The 19,704-nt window shown below is 72.1% G+C and carries 19 protein-coding genes, 1 other RNA gene and 1 pseudogene; 12 read left to right on the top strand and 9 right to left on the bottom strand.

Annotation, left to right across the window (positions count from 1 at the left end; all coding sequences use genetic code 11):
* The first annotated feature begins 88 nt into the window (after nucleotides 1-88).
* Nucleotides 89-1,531 carry an RNB domain-containing ribonuclease gene (locus AC07AG_RS15830; protein WP_478755635.1) on the top strand — a complete coding sequence of 481 codons (1,443 nt, stop codon included), beginning with the start codon at nucleotides 89-91 and terminating at the stop codon, nucleotides 1,529-1,531.
* On the opposite strand, the gene AC07AG_RS15825 is transcribed toward AC07AG_RS15830, so the two are convergent.
* Both AC07AG_RS15825 and AC07AG_RS15820 read right to left on the bottom strand, forming a co-directional pair.
* Entirely contained in the window at nucleotides 1,482-2,291 is an 810-nt protein-coding gene (locus AC07AG_RS15825) for a hypothetical protein (protein ID WP_478755633.1), read from the bottom strand. The genes AC07AG_RS15830 and AC07AG_RS15825 overlap by 50 nt on opposite strands.
* On the bottom strand, nucleotides 2,288-3,118 hold the full coding sequence (locus tag AC07AG_RS15820; RefSeq protein ID WP_478756283.1) for a MerR family transcriptional regulator: 831 nt from the start codon (nucleotides 3,116-3,118) through the stop codon (nucleotides 2,288-2,290). Before AC07AG_RS15820 ends, AC07AG_RS15825 begins: the two co-directional genes overlap by 4 nt.
* Before the next feature lie 238 nt (nucleotides 3,119-3,356).
* Here AC07AG_RS15820 and AC07AG_RS15815 point away from each other — a divergent pair, with 238 nt between their 5' ends.
* From AC07AG_RS15815 to rnpB, 4 genes and pseudogenes are all read left to right on the top strand, one after another.
* Entirely contained in the window at nucleotides 3,357-3,926 is a 570-nt protein-coding gene (locus AC07AG_RS15815; RefSeq protein WP_478756282.1) for a Uma2 family endonuclease, read from the top strand.
* Between the two features lie 99 nt (nucleotides 3,927-4,025).
* The gene (locus AC07AG_RS15810) at nucleotides 4,026-4,931 is read left to right on the top strand and encodes an AraC family transcriptional regulator (protein WP_478755631.1); all 906 of its coding nucleotides are present in this window, start codon (nucleotides 4,026-4,028) and stop codon (nucleotides 4,929-4,931) included.
* A 10-nt stretch (nucleotides 4,932-4,941) separates the two neighbouring features.
* Nucleotides 4,942-5,721, top strand: a pseudogene (locus AC07AG_RS15805) (DMT family transporter); the annotation flags it as partial.
* Between the two features lie 121 nt (nucleotides 5,722-5,842).
* An RNA gene (gene rnpB, locus AC07AG_RS15800) (RNase P RNA component class A) lies at nucleotides 5,843-6,252 on the top strand.
* Between the two features lie 44 nt (nucleotides 6,253-6,296).
* Here rnpB and AC07AG_RS15795 read toward each other — a convergent pair.
* Complete coding sequence (locus AC07AG_RS15795; RefSeq protein ID WP_478755629.1) at nucleotides 6,297-7,232, bottom strand: glutaminase; 936 nt, start codon at nucleotides 7,230-7,232, stop codon at nucleotides 6,297-6,299.
* 287 nt (nucleotides 7,233-7,519) lie between these two features.
* On the opposite strand from AC07AG_RS15795, the gene AC07AG_RS15790 reads away from it, so the two are divergent.
* Complete coding sequence (locus tag AC07AG_RS15790; protein ID WP_478755627.1) at nucleotides 7,520-8,026, top strand: hypothetical protein; 507 nt, start codon at nucleotides 7,520-7,522, stop codon at nucleotides 8,024-8,026.
* A gap of 52 nt (nucleotides 8,027-8,078) precedes the next feature.
* Here the strand turns inward: AC07AG_RS15790 and AC07AG_RS15785 are convergent, their stop codons facing one another.
* Complete coding sequence (locus AC07AG_RS15785; RefSeq protein WP_478755625.1) at nucleotides 8,079-8,840, bottom strand: YqeB family protein; 762 nt, start codon at nucleotides 8,838-8,840, stop codon at nucleotides 8,079-8,081.
* 139 nt (nucleotides 8,841-8,979) lie between these two features.
* Between AC07AG_RS15785 and AC07AG_RS15780 the strand changes: the two genes are divergently transcribed.
* Nucleotides 8,980-9,918 (top strand): phosphotransferase family protein, encoded by a 939-nt coding sequence (locus tag AC07AG_RS15780; RefSeq protein ID WP_478755623.1) that lies wholly within the window; start codon nucleotides 8,980-8,982, stop codon nucleotides 9,916-9,918.
* A gap of 7 nt (nucleotides 9,919-9,925) precedes the next feature.
* On the opposite strand, the gene AC07AG_RS15775 is transcribed toward AC07AG_RS15780, so the two are convergent.
* Together AC07AG_RS15775 and AC07AG_RS15770 are read right to left on the bottom strand one after the other, a co-directional pair.
* Nucleotides 9,926-10,204: a hypothetical protein gene (locus AC07AG_RS15775; RefSeq protein ID WP_478755621.1), complete on the bottom strand. Its 279-nt coding sequence runs from the start codon at nucleotides 10,202-10,204 to the stop codon at nucleotides 9,926-9,928.
* Nucleotides 10,205-10,300: 96 nt separating this feature from the next.
* On the bottom strand, nucleotides 10,301-10,852 hold the full coding sequence (locus AC07AG_RS15770; protein WP_478755619.1) for a DoxX family protein: 552 nt from the start codon (nucleotides 10,850-10,852) through the stop codon (nucleotides 10,301-10,303).
* Nucleotides 10,853-11,007: 155 nt separating this feature from the next.
* Here AC07AG_RS15770 and AC07AG_RS15765 point away from each other — a divergent pair, with 155 nt between their 5' ends.
* Both AC07AG_RS15765 and AC07AG_RS15760 read left to right on the top strand, forming a co-directional pair.
* On the top strand, nucleotides 11,008-11,331 hold the full coding sequence (locus AC07AG_RS15765; protein ID WP_478755617.1) for a nuclear transport factor 2-like protein: 324 nt from the start codon (nucleotides 11,008-11,010) through the stop codon (nucleotides 11,329-11,331).
* A gap of 171 nt (nucleotides 11,332-11,502) precedes the next feature.
* On the top strand, nucleotides 11,503-12,528 hold the full coding sequence (locus AC07AG_RS15760; RefSeq protein WP_478756281.1) for an aldo/keto reductase: 1,026 nt from the start codon (nucleotides 11,503-11,505) through the stop codon (nucleotides 12,526-12,528).
* Between the two features lie 190 nt (nucleotides 12,529-12,718).
* On the opposite strand, the gene AC07AG_RS15755 is transcribed toward AC07AG_RS15760, so the two are convergent.
* Together AC07AG_RS15755 and AC07AG_RS15750 are read right to left on the bottom strand one after the other, a co-directional pair.
* The gene (locus AC07AG_RS15755; protein WP_478755615.1) at nucleotides 12,719-13,183 is read right to left on the bottom strand and encodes a lamin tail domain-containing protein; all 465 of its coding nucleotides are present in this window, start codon (nucleotides 13,181-13,183) and stop codon (nucleotides 12,719-12,721) included.
* 172 nt (nucleotides 13,184-13,355) lie between these two features.
* Complete coding sequence (locus AC07AG_RS15750) at nucleotides 13,356-14,207, bottom strand: SDR family oxidoreductase (protein ID WP_478755613.1); 852 nt, start codon at nucleotides 14,205-14,207, stop codon at nucleotides 13,356-13,358.
* Nucleotides 14,208-14,340: 133 nt separating this feature from the next.
* On the opposite strand from AC07AG_RS15750, the gene AC07AG_RS15745 reads away from it, so the two are divergent.
* Nucleotides 14,341-15,975 carry an alkaline phosphatase D family protein gene (locus tag AC07AG_RS15745; RefSeq protein WP_478755611.1) on the top strand — a complete coding sequence of 545 codons (1,635 nt, stop codon included), beginning with the start codon at nucleotides 14,341-14,343 and terminating at the stop codon, nucleotides 15,973-15,975.
* Between the two features lie 23 nt (nucleotides 15,976-15,998).
* Here the strand turns inward: AC07AG_RS15745 and AC07AG_RS15740 are convergent, their stop codons facing one another.
* Complete coding sequence (locus tag AC07AG_RS15740) at nucleotides 15,999-16,979, bottom strand: Gfo/Idh/MocA family protein (protein WP_478756280.1); 981 nt, start codon at nucleotides 16,977-16,979, stop codon at nucleotides 15,999-16,001.
* Between the two features lie 127 nt (nucleotides 16,980-17,106).
* Here AC07AG_RS15740 and AC07AG_RS15735 point away from each other — a divergent pair, with 127 nt between their 5' ends.
* Entirely contained in the window at nucleotides 17,107-18,447 is a 1,341-nt protein-coding gene (locus AC07AG_RS15735) for a multidrug effflux MFS transporter (RefSeq protein WP_478755610.1), read from the top strand.
* Between the two features lie 59 nt (nucleotides 18,448-18,506).
* A complete protein-coding gene (locus tag AC07AG_RS15730; RefSeq protein WP_478756279.1) occupies nucleotides 18,507-19,571 on the top strand; it encodes a serine hydrolase domain-containing protein in 1,065 nt (354 codons plus the stop codon).
* Nucleotides 19,572-19,704 lie beyond the last annotated feature (133 nt).

Raw genomic sequence — 19,704 nt, 5'->3', positions numbered from 1 at the left:
GGAACGGGCCGGGGTGGGTGGGCAGAGGGGGGGTGCCCAGCCGGAGGGCCACCGCGCCGCCCCGCCCCCCGCGGCCTACGCTCGGTCCATGCCCCGTCGCCATCTCCGCGTGACCGGCGCAGCCGAAGCCCCGTTGCGGGGCGCGCTGCGTGAGCTGCGTACGAAGCTGGACGTTCCCGAGGCCTTCCCCGGGGACGTCGTCGCCGATGCGGAGCGAGCCGCAGCCGCCCCGCGGCTCCCCGCGCACGACGCGACCGACATCCCCTTCTTCACCATCGACCCGCCCACCTCCGTCGACCTCGACCAGGCGATGCACCTGTCCCGGCGGGAGACCGGCGGCTTCCGGGTGCGGTACGCCATCGCCGACGTCGCCGCGTACGTCACGCCGGGCGCCCCGCTCGACACGGAGGCCCACCGGCGCGTCACCACCCTCTACTTCCCGGACGAGAAGGTGCCGCTGCACCCCACCTCGCTGAGCGAGGGCGCGGCCAGCCTCCTCCCCGGACAGGACTGCCCAGCCGTCCTGTGGACCATCGACCTCGACGGCGATGGACGCAGGGTCTCCACCGAGGTGCGCCGTGCCCTCGTACGCAGCCGCGCCAAGCTCGACTACGACGGCGTGCAGCGGGCCATCGACGGCGGCACCGCCGAAGAGGCCCTCGCGCTGCTCGGCGACATCGGGCGGCTGCGCGAGCAGCTGGAGGTCGAGCGGGGAGGCATCTCCCTCAACGTGCCCGAGCAGGAGATCGTCGAGCGGAACGGCACGTACGCACTCGACTTCCGCGCCCCGCTCCCCGCCGACGGCTGGAACGCCCAGATCTCCCTCCTCACCGGCATGGCCGCCGCGGAGCTGATGATCCAGTCCGGCGCGGGCATCCTGCGCACCCTGCCCACCGCCCCCGACGGAGCCGTCGGCCGGCTCCGGCGCACCGCGCAGGCCCTGGGGGTCGACTGGCCGCACCACGTCCCGTACGCCGAGCTCGTCCGCTCCCTCGACCCGCACAAGCCCCGGCACGCCGCGTTCCTGCAGGAGTGCACCACGCTCCTGCGCGGCGCCGGTTACACCGCGTTCAGCGGCGGCGACGTCCCCGACCTCACCACGCACGCCGCCGTCGCCGCGCCCTACGCGCACTGCACGGCCCCGCTGCGCCGCCTCGTCGACCGCTATGCCGCCGAGCTGTGCCTCGCGGCGGTCGCCGGGGACGAGCCGCCGCAGTGGGTGCTCGCCGCGCTGCCCGAGCTGCCCAAGGAGATGGCGGACGGGACGCGGCGCGCCAACACCGTGGAGCGCGAGTGCGTGGACATCGTCGAGGCGGCGCTGCTCAAGGATCGGGTCGGTGAGCTCTTCGACGCGGTGGTGGTGGACGTCCAGGAGCGTGAACCGGACGTAGGCACCGTCCAGTTGACCGATCCCGCGATCGTCGCCCGCATCGAGGGCGGCACGGGCGGACTTCCGCTGGGGGAGCGGCTGCGGGTGCGGCTCACGCAGGCGGAGCCGGGGACGGCGAAGGTGCGGTTCGCGCCTGCCTGAGGGCGCTCAGGAGCCGCTCCGGCTCGTCCGCGTGCAGCCGCACCGTCGTCACCGGGCGCCGCTTGCCGAGGAACCCGACCGCCGTGACGGGCTCCGTCAGCTCCAGGGTGAGGGAGGTCTGCGAGCCGACGGGCAGGTCGATGACCCCGTCGGCGGCCTCGTGCGTGAAGCGCCGCTCACCGCGCACGGCGGCGATCCGCTCCAGCGGTATCAGCAGATCACGGTGGGCGCCCTGACGTACGCGGAGCGATCCTTCGGTCAGTACGTGCGGCCGGGTCACGGAGGCGGCGTGGATGCCCAGCATCAGGACCACGGTGTAGACGTCGACGACGAGCATCACCGCGTGGACCGCGGGCCAGTTCCGCAGCAGCACGGCCATGCCGATGGTCTCCACCACGCAGACGAAGACGAAGCCGTAGAGCATCGCGGCCTGGTCGCGGGCGTGCCCGAACGCCAGATCTCCCTCGCGCACGCCGTGCCGTCGCCGGGTCACCCACAGCGCGAGACTGCCGAGCACCCGCAGCTCATGCCCGACGATCCGCCGCACCGGCTCCGGCACGACGTCCCTGACCGCCGCGCGCCCGCCCCGCCGGTACAGGACCGCGAGCCCCGCGCCCTCGACGACGAACAGCGCCACGGCGACGGCCTCCACACCGACGAGTACGTTCATGGGCAGCGAGGCCCCGGCCAACAGGCAGACGACAAGGGTGAGTTCGACGGGTACGACCACCCAGGCGAGGCCGCGCAGAAGGCGCTTCACCGTGCGCCCCGCTCCATGAGCAGCCGCATCCCGCGGCGCACGGCCTCCGCCTGCGCGGGCGCGAAGTCGGCGAAGAAGGCTCCGAGGAAGCGGTCCTGGCCACGGCCGAGCCCGTCGGCCACGGCTCGCACGCCCTCAGTGCCCAGCTCCTCCAGGAGGGAGTCGGGCAGGGCGCCGGCGAGCGCGCGAGCCGCCTCGTCCACGGCGGCTTCCGTACGCGGGTCGGCGAGGTCGAGGTCGCTGTCGGCGAGCGCGTCGAGCAGCGCGTACACCTCGTGCGCGCGCTCCACCGCTCCCGGCGTGGTCAGCGCGGGGCGCATGGCGGCCATAAGCCTGTCCCGGTCCTCCCGGGGCGCGGTCGTGTCGATCAGGGCGAGCAGCTCCCGGTCCTTCGCGGCCATCGCGGACTCGGGTCCTTCGCGACCGGCGGTGGTGCGAGCCAACTCGGCGAAGAACGCGCCGAGTTCAGGGGACACGGGCCCCTCGGCGGACAGCACCCCGCGCTCGGCGTCGTCCAGCAGGACCCGCAGCCGCTCCCGCCGCTCCCGGATCGCGCCCTCCTGCCGGGCGAGGTCGGCGTCCAGCTCGGCGAGCACCTCGGCGAGCTCGCGCCCCGCGTCGTCCGCGAGCACGTCCCGCACCTCGGCGAGCCCGAGCCCCAGCTCGGTGAGCCGCCGGATCCGTGCGAGCACGACGGCGTGCCGCAGCCCGTACTCCCGATAGCCGTTGGACCGCCGCTCGGGCTCGGGCAGCAGCCCGAGGTGGTGATAGTGCCTGATGGCCCGCGTGGTGACGCCGACGATGCCGGCGAGCTCCCCGATCCGCATCCCGCCCTGCCCGCCCTGCCCGTTCATCCCGCTCATCCCGCTCATGAGGCCAGTAGAAACGTTGACGCTGCGGCAAGGTCAAGCGACGGTCCGGCGGGACCCGCCGAGCGGGCGAAGCCTGACGCCCACCGGTGAGCCTGTGCCACGATCGAGGGAGCAACTCCCGATCTCTTGGACGGCGGATCAAGCGATGTCCCAGTCTGGCGAGCGACCGAGGAAGGGGCGTGACATGACTGCCATGGCACACGAGCCGCTCACGCAGGCAGAGGTCCTCCTGGAGGGCTTCCTCGCGCTGGACACTCCGGAGGGTTTCCGGGCGGAGCTGATCGAGGGGGAGATCGTCGTGACGCCGCCGCCGGACGGGGACCACGAGGACTACATCGGCCTGGTCGTGAACCAGGTGGTCAGGCGTTCCAAGACCGAGATGCAGTTCTCCGGGAACAAGGGCCTGAAGCTGAAGAGCGGGGGTGCCTGCCCGAAGAACCACGCCATCCCGGACGGCACGTTCGCCCCCATGGAGCGGCGCCTCTTCCGGGGTGCTGACCCCTGGATGCCCTGTGACGGCGTAGCCCTGGTCGTCGAGGTCACCTCCACCAAGCCGCAGGCGGACCGCGAGGCCAAACGGCGCTGCTACGCCCGCGGCGGCATCCCGCTCTACCTCCTCATCGACCGCGAGGGCTCCTCGGTGACGCTGTTCCGCGACCCGGAGGGGGACGACTACCGCCAGCACTGCACGCTCCCCTTCGGCAAGGCGGTGGCCCTGCCCGAACCGTTCGGCTTCGAGCTGGAGACCGCGGAGTTCGACTGAGGGCTGCCGGCCGGGCCGTTCGACCACACTCTCCTCCGTGGCATCGATGACGGCCGCACGGGCGTTGCACCCCTGAGAGCGGCGACGAGGGGGAGCGGCATGAATGGCGGGACAGTGCCCGGCGGCCATGAGCACACGGCACCATACGGCGGCCATGAGCACGCGGCACCGCACGGCGGCCGTGAGCACGCGGTCTGGACGCGCGCCCGCCTCGAACCCTGCGCGCCGCCCCTGGACCTCCTCACCGCCCGCTTCGACCGGCACCGCTACGCCCCGCACTACCACGAGGAATTCACCGTCGGCGTCTGCGTCGGCGGCTCCGAGATCATCGACTACCGGGGCGGACGGCTCGACGTGGGGCCGGGAACCATCGTCGTGCTCGCCCCGGGCGAGGTGCACACCGGCGGCCCGGGGCGCCAGGGCGGCTACGCGTACCGGGCGATGTACCCGGCGCCGCACCTCCTGGCCGAGGGCACCGTGACCGCACCGTACTTCGGCGACCCGGTCCTGCACGACCCCGAACTGGCCGCGGCCCTGCGCACGGCGCACACCGAACTCAGCGGAAGCCACGACCCGTTGGAGGCCGAGTCCCGGCTGCCCTGGCTGCTCACCGCCCTCGCCCGCAGACACGGCACCGCCCGGCTCCTGTGCGACACGGTGCCCGGCGCCGACCGCATCGCCCGCGCCGTGCGCGACCGGCTCGCCGACGAACTCCTGGCCCCACCGTCCCTCGCCGAACTGGCCGCGCCCCTCGGCCTCTCCCGCTACCAGCTCCTGCGCGCCTTCCGTACGTCGACGGGGATGCCGCCCTACGCCTGGCTCGCCCAGCACCGCGTGACCCGGGCCCGCGCACTCCTCGAAGCGGGGCTGCGGCCCGCGGAGGCGGCGTCCCTGGTGGGCTTCGCCGACCAGGCGCACCTGACCCGCTGGTCCCGCCGGGTCCTCGGGGTGACCCCGGCCGCGTACCGCAACAGCGTTCAAGACGGCGGACGCCGGACGGCCTGAAACTGCCCGCATGACTGCACGCGGCTGGTTCCTCTTCTCCCTGATGGGCGTCCTCTGGGGCATCCCGTACCTGATGATCAAGGTGGCGGTCGAAGACCTCTCACCGTCCATGGTGGTCTTCACCCGCTGTGCGCTCGGCGCCGCGCTGCTGCTGCCGTTCGCCCTGCGGCAAGGGGGCCTCACCCGCGTCCTGCGCACACACTGGAAGCCGATGCTCGCCTTCGCGTGCATCGAGATCCTCGGCCCCTGGTGGACCCTGACGGACGCCGAGCGCCGCCTCTCCAGCTCCACGGCCGGCCTGCTGATCGCGGCCGTACCGATCATCGGCGCCGTCCTGGCCCGCTTCTTCGGCGACACGGAGCGGCTTGGCGCGCGCCGCCTCACGGGCCTCGGCCTCGGCCTCGCCGGAGTGGCCGTCCTCACCGTCCCGCATCTCACCGGCGGCGACGCCTGGTCGCTGACGGAGGTCCTGCTCACGGCGCTCGGCTATGCGATCGCGCCCCTGATCGTGGCCCGCCACCTCAGAACGGTCCCCACACTCCAACTCATCGCCCCCTGCCTGACCCTGGCGGCGGTCGTCTACGCCCTCCCGGCGGCGGCGACCTGGCCGACGACGATGCCGGGCCCCGCCACTCTCGCTTCCCTCGCGGGCCTGGGCGTCATCTGCACGGCCCTGGCCTTCGTCGTCTTCCTCGAACTCATCCGGGAGGCGGGCCCGACCCGCGCGGTCGTCTTCACCTACGTGAACCCGGCGGTGGCGGTGGCGGCAGGCGTCGCGTTCCTCTCCGAGCCCCTCACGGCGGGCATCGCGGCGGCGTTCGCACTCATCCTCGCGGGCTCGTTCCTGGCGACGGGGGCGTCCGCGGGGCGGAGCCACGGCACACGCCGGGTAGCATGGTCGGCACGGCAGACGAGCCGGGCGGACGGCCGCGTGAAGCTCCCCTCACCAGGGGCTCTTCCCGAGGAACGTCCGGGCTCCACAGGGCAAGGTGGTGGCTAACGGCCACCCGGGGTGACCCGCGGGACAGTGCCACAGAAAACAGACCGCCGGAGACTTCGGTCTCCGGTAAGGGTGAAACGGTGGTGTAAGAGACCACCAGCGCCTGAGGTGACTCAGGCGGCTAGGTAAACCCCACCTGGAGCAAGGTCAAGAGGGGCCCTGGAGACAGGGCCCTGCGCGGATGACCGAGGGCTGCCCGCCCGAGTCCGCGGGTAGACCGCATGAGGCCCGCAGCAATGCGGGCCCTAGATGGATGGCCGTCTCCCCGGCCGCCGCGAGGCGACCGGGCGACAGAACCCGGCGTACAGCCCGACTCGTCTGCCCCTTGTACCCCGGAACCCGCTCATGCCCCGGACCGGCGCCCCTCAGAACACCGAGAGCCCCGTCAGCGTCGTGAACCGGTCAAGCGCCGCCACCCCCGACACCGAGTTGCCCCGCTCGTCCAGCCCCGGGCTCCAGACGCACAGCGTGCAGTGGCCGGGCACGACGGCGATGATGCCGCCGCCGACGCCGCTCTTGCCGGGCAGGCCCACGCGGTAGGCGAAGTCGCCCGCGGCGTCGTACGTCCCGCAGGTCAGCATGATCGCGTTGACCTGCTTGGACTGGCTGTTGCTCAGCAGGCGGGTGCCGTCGGCGCGGATGCCGTGGCGGGCCAGGAAGCCCGTGGCCAGGGCCAGGTCGGCGCAGGACGCCTCGACCGAGCACTGGCGGAAGTACTGGTTCAGGAGGACGGGGACCGGGTTGTCGATGTTTCCGTACGACGCCATGAAGTGGCCGAGCGCGGCGTTGCGGTCGCCGTGGGCGGATTCGGATGCGGCGACGCTCTCGTTGATGGTGAGCTCGTCGTTGCCGCTCTCCGCGCGCAGGAAGTCGAGGAGGGCGGCCGCCGCGTCCCCGGTCTGGGTCTGGAGGCGGTCGGTGACGACGAGCGCACCCGCGTTGATGAAGGGATTGCGCGGGATGCCGTTCTCGTACTCCAGCTGCACGAGCGAGTTGAAGGGGTTGCCGGACGGCTCGCGGCCCACGTGCTCCCACAGGGCGTCGCCTTCGCGCGCCAGGTCGAGCGCGAGGGTGAAGACCTTGGTGATGGACTGCGCGGAGAACGGCTGCCGCCAGTCACCCACCCCGTACACGGTGCCGTCCGGCTCCGCGACGGCCATGCCGAACCGGCGCGGGTCGCACGCGGCGAGCGCCGGAATGTAGTCGGCGGGCCTGCCGCGCCCCGGCGTCTTCTCGATCTCGGCCGCGATGCGGTCGAGGACCGGCTGGAAGGTCAGGGGCGACGTCGTCATGATCGCCATTCTGGACTGTCGTGGGCCGGGAGGGCGGTCGGGGTGCGGGCATTCGGCCGCTCCGAGGGTGCGGGCATTCGGCCGCCCTGACGGCCTGAGACGGGGCGGCTGAAATTGGCCGTAGCATGTCAAGAATCATGGAGGTGTGTCTTGCCACCTCATGGGTCCCATGCCTCAATGAGCAGCGGTCCGGAGTGCTGACTGACCGTCAGGTTCCGTGCTCAATTCCCCCCGCATTCCCCCGTATTCCCCCCGCATTCCCCCCACAATCCCCCACTTGAAGGCAGGACACCCCCATGAGGCATGGCAATCGTGCAATCGGCGGGCAGGGCAGATTCGGCGTCCGTGGGCTCGGTGCCGGGTCGGCCCTTGGCGTCGGTCTGGTCGCCCTGGGCGCGATGGTGATGGCGCCCGCCGCCACCGCGGTGACCCCGGACACCGCGACCATCTCGTTCGACTGCGGCTCGTACGGCTCGGGCTCGGCGACGCTCAAGGCCACCCAGGACGGCACCGCCGCGACCATCAGCGTCTCCACGTCGGCGATCACCGCCCCCATCGACATCGCCGCGGGCTCGGTCGACTCGACGCTCACGCTCACCAAGAACGGCTCCGGCACCACCACCTTCACCGGCAGCTCCAACCCGGCCATACCCGCCGGCGGCGAGGTCTCCACCGGCCCGCTCGACGGGACCGTCGCCACCGGTGACAGCCTGGAGGGCAAGTCGCTGCAGGTCGTGGTCCTCGGGATCAGCGTGACCTGCAACGCCACGTCGGCGCAGGCACCCGGGCCGTTCGTCTTCTGACGGCCACGGCCACGGCCACGGTCACGGTCACGGGCTCCCAGGGGCGGTGCGCTCAGTCCTCCTGAGTGGCGCCGCCCCTTTCGCCTGCCGCCCCTGCCTCTCCTGCCAGCGGGCGCCAGTACTGGTCCTTGCCCTCGTCCCGTACGACATAGCCCAGACCCTGCATCGTCTCGGCGAGGTCCCTGACGTCCTCCCCGGACTTGTTCTTCAGCGCCGCCTTCCGCGCCGCGAGCACCGCGTGACCCTCGGCGGGCAGGCCGGGAGCGCCGGGGATCCAGCGGTGGAACAGGGATGCGTGCGGGTCGGTGTCGCGCCACGGGTAGCCGTGCGAGCCGAGCGCCCTGGCCAGGGCCGGTGCCGCCGTCTTGTGGGTGCCGCGCGTGAACTGGCGCGAGGTCTCGTCGAGCACCACCAGTTCCTTACCGTCCAGGAACACCGCCGAGACGCGCTCGCGTCCGATCGTCCGCGTGTGGTTGTGCTGCTCGGCCGTGAGCTCCTGATCGGTCAGCTTCAGCTTCAGGGTCTCCTCGACCTCCGTGACGGCGATGAGCAGCCCGGCCACCAGGCCGACGCCCGCCGCGATCCCCGCCTGCCACGGCTTGTCCAGTGTGCCGACGAACGTGATGCCGTCCCGCCAGGGCAGCACCGGCGACCGGCTCAGCCACCGGGCCAGGGGCGGCAGGCCGATGCCGAGCAGGAGGCCGAGGATCGGCATGCCGATGAGTACGGTCAGCAGGTCACCGCGCGGGTAACCGAGCACCGTCGTCCGGTCCTTGTGGAGCGAGACGGGGCCGAGGCTCTCTTCGCTGGTCATGTCCTCGACGCTAGGCGGGCTGGGGGTCGCGGGGGAGCGGCCGAAAGTCGATGGGCGGCAGACTTCGGTCGGTGTCGCGAGGCCGCACGACCGCCAAATCACGTTGCCGCCGCCCCACCCGCCCTCTACGGTCCCGATCATGCTGCCCACCGTGGACACCGACGAGCAATGGGACACCGTCGTCCCTGACGAGGCCGTCATGCGGCCCGGAGCAGAGGACCTGTGCGAACGGCTCGGCCTCGCCGGGGCGTCGCTCGTCCGGTTCACGGAGGGGACACAGCCCGTCTATGCCGTCGGCGACGACCTCGTACTGAAGCTCTTTCCCGGTGCCGCGGCCGACGACGGGCTCGTCGAGGCGCGGGTGTTGAGCCATCTTCAGGGGCGGCTGCCCGTCACCACGCCGCGGGTGCACGCGGCCGGGGCGTACGAGAACGGCTGGCGCTACGTGCTGATGTCCCGGCTGCCCGGCGAAGACCTCGCCGCCGCCTGGCCGCGCATCCCGCGCGCCGACCGGGAGCGCCTGGTCACCGAGGCCGGTGAGGCGCTCGCCGCGCTGCACGCCCTTGACCCAGGGCCGCTCGCCGACGTGCTCGGGCCCGGTGACTGGGGCGCCTTCCTCGGCGCGCAGCGCGCCGGGGCCGTCCGGCGGCAGCGGGAGCGGGGGCTGCCGGAGAGCTGGCTGGAGCAGATCCCCGGATTCCTGGACGCGGTGCCGCTGCGTGCCGATGCGCCGCGGGTCCTCCTGCACACCGAGTTCATGCGGCAGCATCTGCTGGCCGGTTCCGCCGACGACGAGCGGCTCACGCTCACCGGGCTCTTCGACTTCGAGCCCGCCATGATCGGGGACAGGGCGTACGACTTCGTGGGCGTCGGCCTCTTCGTCACGCGTGCGGAGCCGGGGCTGCTCGGCCGCTTCATGCGGGCCTACGGGCACACCTTCGAGCCGCGCGAACTCCTCGCCCACACCCTGCTCCACGTCTACAGCAACCGGCCCTGGTACCTGCGGGAACTGCCCGCCCCGCCCGAGCCGACGCTCGACGCGCTGGCCGAGGCCTGGTTCGGCACGAGCAGTAGCTGAGGGTTCGTCAACCCTCCTCTGACGCAGCGATTTTCGCCTTGATGTGCCGCGTGAGAGTCTGCGCGTCGGCGTGCAGCACGAAATGCCGTACGGGAACGCCGAGTTGACCGAGGCCCTCGCGCAACTCCGACCAGTACTCCTCGACCAGGACCGTCTGCGGGACGACCAGCGTGTCGCCCGTGTACGCGAGCAACTCCCGCGCCGTCTCGACGACGAGGCGCCGCCACGGCGGCCAGTGCCGGAAGTCGGCCTTCTCCTTGAGGGGGTCGAGGACGTGGTGCAGCATGTAGCCGACCTCTTCGGCGTCGAAGAGGCCGGACGCGGGGATCAGCTCGACCAGTCTCTCGGCCGTGAGAGCGGTTTATGACTTAAGGCTCAAGGCTCAAGTGACCGGGTCCCCCGGCGCCGCCGGGCTCTGCTGCTCGCGTACGTTCTTGGTCCGCGAGCCCACCGACACCAGCGCCCCGACGGCCGTGCCCGCCAGGGCCGCCGGCACCATCCAGTTGCGGTTGAAGGAGTGGCCGAGCGCGCTGTCGGCCGAGTAGGCGCCGGGGCCTGTGATGGCGAGGGCGGCGGAGACCAGGCCGAGGAACGCCGGGTACTCGTAGCCGCCGCCCTGGCTGAAGAAGCCGTTGGGGGCGTGCACCGCGGTCGCCCCGGCCATGGCGCCCGCCGCCGCCGAACCGGCCGCGGGGGTCGCGAGGCCGAGTGCGAGGAGGGTGCCGCCGCCCGCCTCGGCGAGCCCGGCGATGACCGCGTTCGCCTTGCCGGGCTGGAAGCCGATGGACTCCATGAAGGCGCCGGTGCCTTCGATGCCGTGCCCGCCGAACCAGCCGAAGAGCTTCTGGGCGCCGTGGGCGGCGAGGACCCCGCCGGTCGTGACGCGGAGCAGGAGCAGGCCGAAGTCGCGGCGGTCGAAGCAGGAACTGGTCATGGCGCTCTCTCCTGAGGTGGGCCTGAGGTGGGCCTGAGGCGGGCGGGCGTGTCCCCCCACCGTCCGTCAGAGCCGCGCCGCGCACCCGGCCCGATCGGCCGTACGGGTGACCCCGTCCGGTGGCGGGGCCGGGCGGCCGATGTGACCGTGGGTGCATGAGCATTCAGGTAAACAGGCTCGCCGACCCGACGGTCCGGGCCTTCGTCACCGCCGTGAACTCCCACGACCGGGCCGCCTTCCAGGACGTCCTCACCCCCGACGCGACCATGTCCGACGACGGTTCCGACCGGGACATCGCCGACTGGACGGAGCGCGAGGTCTTCTCCTCGCACGGCCACATGGACGTGGAGAACGAGTCGGACGGCGGGCGCGTGCTGATCGTCACGTACCGCAACGACACGTGGGGGGAGATGCGGACGAAGTGGCGGTTCACCATCGACGGCGGGAAGGTCTCCCGGTTCGAGACGGGCCAGGCCTGAAGCGGGGACGGGTCAGGCCTGAAGCGGGGACGGGCCAGGCCTGAAGCAGCGTCGGGCCAGGCCTGAATCGGCACCGAGTGACGCGTTCCGCGTGAGGGCTTGCCTTCGCATGCACTTCAACTCCTAGCGTCCGTGGGCATGGAGACGACACGTACGGCCCGTACGACAGGTATGACACGTCCGGCACACACGGCACACACGGCACGCAGGACATTGGGGCGCAGCGGTATCGAGGTCAGCGCGCTCGGCCTCGGCTGCTGGGCCATCGGCGGCGAGTGGTCGGGGCCCGACGGGCAGCCGTACGGCTGGGGTGCGGTCGACGACGAGGAGTCGGTGCGGGCGATCCGGCGTGCCGTGGACCTCGGCGTGAACTTCTTCGACACCGCGGACAACTACGGGACCGGGCACAGCGAGCGCATCCTCGGGCGTGCTCTCGGCGCGCGCCGTGACGACGTCGTCATCGCCACGAAGTGGGGAAACCTCTTCGACGAGGAGACGCGGACCGCGGTGGGTCGCGCCGACGACTCGGTGGCGTACGCGCGCCGTGCGCTGACCGCCTCGCTGAAGCGGCTCGGCACGGACCGCGTTGACCTCTACCAGCTGCACATCGGCGACGCGGACCCGGAGCGTGCCGCGCAACTCCGCGACGCCTGCGAGGAGTTCGTTCGGGAGGGGCTCATCAGGGCGTACGGGTGGAGTACGGACGATCCGGCCCGCGCGGCGCTCTTCGCCGAAGGGCCGCACTGCGCGGCGGTCCAGCACCGCTGCAATGTGCTGCAGGACGTGCCGGAGATGCTGGCGCTCTGCACGGAGCTCGGACTCGCGAGTGTGCTGCGCAGTCCGCTGGCGATGGGGCTGCTGACCGGGAAGTTCGGCGGCGGGCGTGTGCCGCGGGCCGGTGACATCCGCAGCGCGCCGCCCGCCTGGCTGCCGGGCTTCGGCACGGGCGGGGGCGCGGACCCCGAGTGGCTGGGGCGGGTGGACGCGGTGCGGTCCGTGCTGACCGGCGGCGGGCGGAGCCTCGCTCAGGGTGCGCTCGCCTGGCTCTGGGCACGGAGCCCGCTGGCGGTTCCTGTTCCGGGCTTCCGGACCGTGGCGCAGGTCGAGGAGAACGTGGGGGCGCTGGAGCACGGGGCGCTGACCGAGGGGGAGTTGGGGGAGGTCGAGCGGATCCTGGGCCAGACGCGCGAGGCGTAGGAGAACCTGACTCCCCTGCCCCCCGTACCCCTGATCCGCATCCACCGCCTGATGCAGGCAACGCCCACCGCCTGTTGCAGGGCAACCGTTCCGCGGCCCCGGCCTCCCCGCGGCTCCCCTCCGCGGCCCCCACCGGCCGTCACGGAGCGGCTGCCCTGCCCCCCTCCCCTTCAGAGTGGCAAGTGGGCCCTCAGTGGCAGCTCTTGTACCCGGGGTTGCTGTTCGTCCAGGAGCAGGAGTCCTTGAGCGAGCCGCTCGGCTTGATCAGGCGGGCCTTGTCGCTGGTGTTGTTCCAGACGTACGAACCGCGGCCCCAGTAGCGGACGCCGGAGGCGTTCGTGCCCTTGCCCGTGCGGACCTTGACGGTCTTGCCGGAGCCGATCTTGTAGCTGCCGAAGGTGTACGTGTAGCCGGTGTTGTCCTTCAGCTTGTAGCCCTTGAGCTGGATCGCCGAGCCGGAGTTGTTGTGGATGTTCACCCACTCCGCGTTCAGCGAGGAGTTGGACCGGGTGTCGCTGCCCGGGCTGTCGAACTGGATGTACCCGAGGTGCAGTCCGCCCTGGTGCGCGGCCGCGTTCGCGGGGGACGCGGCGAGCAGCGAGACCGAAAGGGCGGAGGCCGCGAGGACGGCCGGGACCGCGGAACGTATGCGCAAGGTGTGCTCCATGTGTGCTGTGCATGTGGAGTTCTCGTGGAGGGTGCGTTGAGCATACGGGGCGCGATGCGCGTAATTGACGCGGTACTTCCTATTCCGTTTGTGAGGATGTTGGCCGACCGTGAGGACTGGGTCACGGTCGGCCACGAAGGGGCGCCTGCGGGGTGACCGGCTAACCCCGCCCGACGAACGGCATGTTCGTCGCGAGCACCGTCGCGAACTGCACGTTCGCCTCCAGCGGCAGCTCCGCCATGTGGCGCACGGTCCGCGCGACGTCGGAGACGTCCATCACCGGCTCGGGCGCCAACTCCCCGTTCGCCTGCAGGATTCCGGCCTGCATCCGCTCGGTCATGTCGGTCGCCGCGTTGCCGATGTCGATCTGGCCGCAGGCGATCCGGTAGGGACGGCCGTCCAGCGAGAGGGACTTCGTCAGGCCGGTCAGCGCGTGCTTCGTCGCCGTGTACGCGACGGAGTGCGGGCGCGGTACGTGCGCGGAGATGGAGCCGTTGTTGATGATCCGGCCGCCCTGCGGGTCCTGCTCCTTCATCTGACGGAAGGCCGCCTGCGCGCACAGGAAGGCGCCGTTGAGGTTCGTGTCGACGACGTGCCGCCACGCGTCGTACTCCAGCTCCTCGACGGGCACCCCGCCGGGGCCGAACGTACCGGCGTTGTTGAAGAGGAGGTCGAGACGGCCGAAGCGCTCGCGCACGGCCGCGAAGAGCGCGGCCACGTCCTCGGGCCGCGAGACGTCGGTGGGCAGACAGAAGGCGTCCGTCTCGGCCGGGGCGTTCACCTCGGCGGACCCCTCGGCGTGCGGGACGGGCCGCACCGCGGCGCCCTCCGACACGCCCGCGGCGATCGCCGCGGTCTCCTCCAGCGTCTTGATCCGGCGCCCCGCGAGCGCCACGGACCATCCGGCCCGCAGCAGTTCCACCGCCACGGACCTGCCGATTCCGGATCCCGCTCCGGTCACCACGGCGATCCTCGTCTGTCCGGTCGGATGCCCAGTTAGCTCTGCGTTCATGGCCCCGCAGCGTACGGGAGGCCCGTCCATGCGGACATCATCCGCCCGCCATGCGGCTGTTGTGTACGCGACAGTCGGGCGTCGTCCCTCGCCACTTGCATGCCCGTGACACCAATCGTCAGGGGAGGGCCACATGACATCCGCAGGCCAGCAGGACTCAGCCGAACTCCGCGCCGCAGCGGGCCACTTGGGCCGCCGTCGTTTCCTCACCGTCGCGGGTGCCGCAGCCGCGCTCGCCTTCGCCACCAACCTGCCGACGGCGGGTGCGGCGAGCGCCGCGGAGCTGGACGCGCGGAAGATCGCCGATGATCCGTTCACGCTCGGTGTGGCGTCCGGCGACCCGCAGCCCGCCTCGGTCCTGCTCTGGACCCGCCTCGCCCCGGCCCCGTACGAACCGGGCAACGGTCTGCCGAACGAGCGCGTCACCGTCCAGTGGGAGCTCGCCCACGACGCCCGCTTCCGCCGCGTCGCCAGACGCGGTTCCGTCACCGCCCACCCCGAGTTCAACCACTCCGTGCACGTCGAGGTGGGGCACCTCGACGCCGCGCGGACCTACTACTTCCGATTCAAGACGGGGAAGTGGATCAGCGAGACGGGCCGGACCCGCACCGCTCCCGCGGCCGGCAGCAAGGTGAGCTCCCTGACGCTCGCCGCGGTGTCCTGCCAGGCGTACCACGACGGTTACTTCACCGCGTACAAACACCTGGCCGACGACGACGTCGACGTGGTCTTCCACCTTGGCGACTACCTCTACGAGTACGCGGTCAACGCGGTCGGCGGCAACCGCAACTACACCGACCGCACCCTGCCCGCCCTCTTCAACCGCGAGACGCAGACGCTGGAGGACTACCGCCTGCGGTACGCCCTCTACAAGTCGGACCCCGATCTGCGCGCCGCCCACGCCGCGCACCCCTTCGTCGTCACCTGGGACGACCACGAGGCCGAGAACAACTACGCGGGCGACCTCGACGAGAACGGCAACCCGCCCGCCGAGTTCCTCATCCGCCGCGCCGCCGCCTACCGCGCGTACTGGGAGAACCAGCCGCTGCGCAGCCCCCAGCGCCCCCAGGGCCCGGACCTGCAGCTCTACCGCCGCCTGCAGTGGGGCAGGCTCGCGCAGTTCGACATCCTGGACACCCGGCAGTACCGCTCCGACCAGGCCTACGGCGACGGCTCCCACGTCCCGGGCCCTGAGTCCACCGACCCCAAGCGCACCCTCACCGGGGCCACCCAGGAGCGCTGGCTCACCGACGGCTGGCGCCGCTCGCGGGCGCTGTGGAACGTCGTGCCGCAGCAAGTCACCTTCTCCCAGCGCAAGCTGGACCTCAACGCGGTGGCGAAGGTCAGCATGGACGCGTGGGACGGCTACACCGCGTCGCGTGAGCGCGTCCTCGCGGGCGCCAAGTCGGCCGGGATCGAGAACCTGATGGTGCTCACGGGCGACGTGCACGTCGGGTACGCCTTCGACATCAAGGACGACTTCGACGACCAGGCGTCCAGGACGGTGGGCACCGAGATCGTCGCCACGTCCGTCGCGAGCGGCAAGGACGGCGCCGACAAGCCCGCGAACTGGGACACCTACACCAAGGCCAACCCGCACATGAAGTTCTACAACGGGCGCCGCGGATACGTGACCGTGGACCTGGGCCAGGATTCCGCGCGCGCCGACTTCAAGACGGTGTCGGCGGTGTCGAAGCCGGGGGCGCCGATCACCACGGCGGCGTCGTTCGTGACGGAGGCCGGGAACCCGGGGCTGGAGCCCGCGTAGTCCTGCGGGGGAGCGGGGTGCGCTCACTCGCCCGGGTAGCGCACCCCGATCCGCTCGCGCACCGCGTCCAGGGTCCGCATCACCGCGAGGGTGCCGTCGAGGGGGACGAGGGGGGACTCGGTGTCGCCCGCGCGCAGCCGGTGCATGACCTCGGCGGCCTCGTGCTTGAGGCTGTCGCGGGGGCCGTGCTCGGGCAGGGCGGTGAACTCCTCGGGGTCGCGGCCGTCGCGGTGCAGGACGAAGCGGTCCGGGAAGAAGAAACCGTTCGGGACGTCGATGCGGCCCTTCGAACCGGTCACGGAGGCGGTGACGGGGGTGCCCGCGTTGATGGAGCAGTGCAGCAGAGCGTGAGCACCGCTCTCCCACGAGAGCAGCATGCCCGTCTGGAGATCGACGCCCTCTTCCGAGAGCATCGCTCTCGCGGTCACCTCCGAAGGCTCCCCGAGCAGCAGCTGCGCGAACGACACCGGGTACACGCCGAGATCGAGCAGCGAGCCACCGCCCTGCGCCGGGTCCCGGAGGCGGTGCGCGGGAGGGAAGGGCCCGGCGAGCCCGAAGTCGGCCTGCACCGTGCGCACCTCACCGATCGCCCCGTCGTCGACCAGCGCCTTCAGCCGCCTGACGAGCGGATGGCAGTACATCCACATGGCCTCCATCAGGAAGAGGCCCCGCTGCCGGGCGAGCGTCACCAGCTCCCGTGCCTCGCGCGCGTTCAGCGCGAACGCCTTCTCGCAGAGCACCGCGCGGCCCGCGTCCAGGCACAGCCCCGCGGCGGCCCGGTGCGAGGCGTGCGGCGTCGCCACGTACACGACGTCGACGTCCTTGTCCTCGGCGAGCGCGGTCCACTCCCCGTACGCGCGCGGTATCCCGAACCGCTCGGCGAACGCCTTCGCCGACGCGTCGGTCCGCGACGCCACCGCGACGACCTCCGCGTCCGGCATGTCGAGGAGGTTCGCCGTGAACGACGCGGCGATCCCGCCCGTGGCGAGGATGCCCCAACGCACGGGCTCACGGTTGTCTTCCACCACTGGGGCCCCTGTCCGTACCGCGGAGTACCGCGGAAATGGTCTCAACCAGCACAGCTGAGCTGAGAGCATAGGTAATCGCACGCCTAATCGGGAGGGAATCCGTATGCCGGAGCACGGCAGCCGCACCACGAGGGGGTCCGAAGCCCCCCTCATACGGCAGTCCCGGGAGCCGGAACCCGGCCCCGCCACCGCCCCAGCCGCTCCGGCCCGCACCGCCCAGCGCCGCACGGGCCTGCTCGTCACCCTCGTCCTCGGCGGACTCACCGCGGTCCCGCCGCTCTCCATGGACATGTACCTGCCGGCGCTCCCGGAGGTCACCCGCTCCCTGCACACGTCCGCCGCGACCGCGCAGCTGACCCTCACCGCCTGCCTCACCGGCATGGCGCTCGGGCAGCTCGTCGTGGGGCCGATGAGCGACAAGTGGGGGCGGCGCAGACCGCTGCTCATCGGGCTCGTCGTCTACATCCTCGCCACCGCGATCTGCGCGTTCGCACCCACCGTCGAACTCCTCGTCGGCTTCCGCCTGTTGCAGGGCCTCGCGGGCGCCGCGGGCATCGTCATCGCCCGCGCCGTCGTACGCGATCTCTACGACGGCGTGGAGATGGCCCGCTTCTTCTCCACGCTCATGCTGATCTCCGGAGTCGCCCCGGTCGTCGCGCCCCTCATCGGCGGCCAGGTCCTGCGCCTCACCGACTGGCACGGCATCTTCGTCGTGCTCACGGCGATCGGCATCGTCCTGACGGTGGTGGTCTGGCGGAGCCTGCCCGAGACGCTCGCCCCGCAGCAGTGGCACAGCGGCGGCACCGTCGAGGCGCTGCGCACCATGAAGTCGCTCCTCGCCGACCGCGTCTTCACCGGATACATGATCGCGGGCGGCTTCGCCTTCGCCGCGCTGTTCGCGTACATCTCCGCGTCGCCGTTCGTCATCCAGGAGATCTACGGGGCGTCCCCGCAGACCTTCAGCCTGCTGTTCGGTGTGAACTCCGTCGGCCTGATCATCGTCGGCCAGATCAACGGCAAGCTCCTCGTCGGCCGGGTCAGCCTCGACAAGGCGCTCGCCTTCGGCCTGACGGTCATCGTGCTCGCCGCCACCGCGCTGCTCCTGATGACCTCGGGCGTCTTCGGTGACGTCGGCCTGTTCCCCGTCGCTGCCGGGCTCTTCGTCCTGATGTCGGCGATGGGCCTCGCGATGCCCAACACCAACGCCCTCGCCCTGATGCGCACCCCGCACGCCGCGGGCTCCGCTTCGGCGCTGCTCGGCACGTCCTCCTTCCTCGTCGGCGCCATCGCCTCGCCGCTCGTGGGCATCGCGGGAGAGGCCACGGCCGTCCCGATGGCCGTCGTCCAGCTCGTCTGCGGGCTTGCGGCCATAGGCTGCTTCCTGGGGCTGTGCCGCCCCTGGCAGCACTCGGCAAGACCGACTCAGGAGGGGACGGACCACTGACCGCGCCACGCCTGCTGCGCGCCGGGACGCCGGACCGTGCGGGGCTCGACACGGACGAGATGGCCCACCTCGTACGCGAGGTGCGCGCGCTGACGCGCGGCGAGCGGCCCTGGTGCTCCGGTGCCGTCGTGATCGCCGGACGCGGGCCGGTGATCGCCGTGGAGGAGGCGGTGGGCCGTGCGGTGCGCTATGCCGCGTACGACCCCGAGACGGACGCGGGCATCGAACTGCCGCCCGCGGAGCAGGTGTTGACCCGCACCGGCACGCCCTTCGACCTGGCCTCGCTGACGAAGCTGTTCACGACGGTCGCCGCGATGCAGCAGCTGGAGCGCGGCACGCTCGGTATCGACGCGCTGGTCTCGGCGTACGTCCCCGAGTTCAGGGCGGCGGCCGAGCACGGCATCACGGTGCGCCAGCTGCTCACGCACACCTCGGGCCTGCGCCCCGAACTCCCGCTGTACGACTGCCCGGACGACGCGGCGCGCCTCGCCGCCCTGCGCGCCGAGGCCCCCTCAGGGCCGCCGGGCGACCATCTCTACTCCGACCTGAACATGCTGCTGCTCCAGCACGTCCTGGAGCGCCTCACGCGCCGCCCCCTGGACGTCCTGATCCGCGAGGGCATCACCCGGCCGCTCGGCATGGCGGCCACCGCCTTCGGGCCGCGCCCCGACGCCGCGGCCACCGAGGACCAGCGCAGGCCCTGGGCCAAGGCCGACCGGGGGATGCTGCGGGGCGAGGTGCACGACGAGAACGCCTGGGCCCTCGGCGGCGTCGCGGGCCACGCCGGGCTCTTCTCCACCGCACGCGACCTCGCGGTCTTCTGCCGCGCGCTGCTGTGCGGCGGCTCGTACGGCACGGCGCGCATCCTCGGCCCGGACTTCGTGGAGCTGATGCTGACGCCGCCGGGGCTCGGCTTCGCCCTCGACCAGGCGTGGTTCATGGGGGAACTCGCGGGCCGGGGCGCGGCGGGCCACACGGGGTTCACCGGGACGTCGCTGGTCATGGACCCCGCCACGGACACGTTCCTGATCCTCCTGGCGAACACGGTGCATCCGCGCCGGGGGAGCGCCGACAGCGGGCCTCGGGCTCGGGCGGCCACGCGGCTGGCCCGCGCGGCGCGCTGAGCGGGGCTCCGCGGGGGGGGGGGGGGGGGGGGGGGGGGGAGGGGGGGTGGGGGGGGGGGGGGGCCCCCCAGCCAACGGTAGTCCGAGTGTCCGAATCTCCCAGCCCCCCAAAGTACCCACAAAACCACCGAAA

It is taken from the genome of Streptomyces sp. NPDC044044, assembly GCF_056434405.1.
The sequence above is the reverse complement of the archived record's forward strand: the minus strand, read 5'-3'. Positions and strand labels throughout refer to the sequence as shown.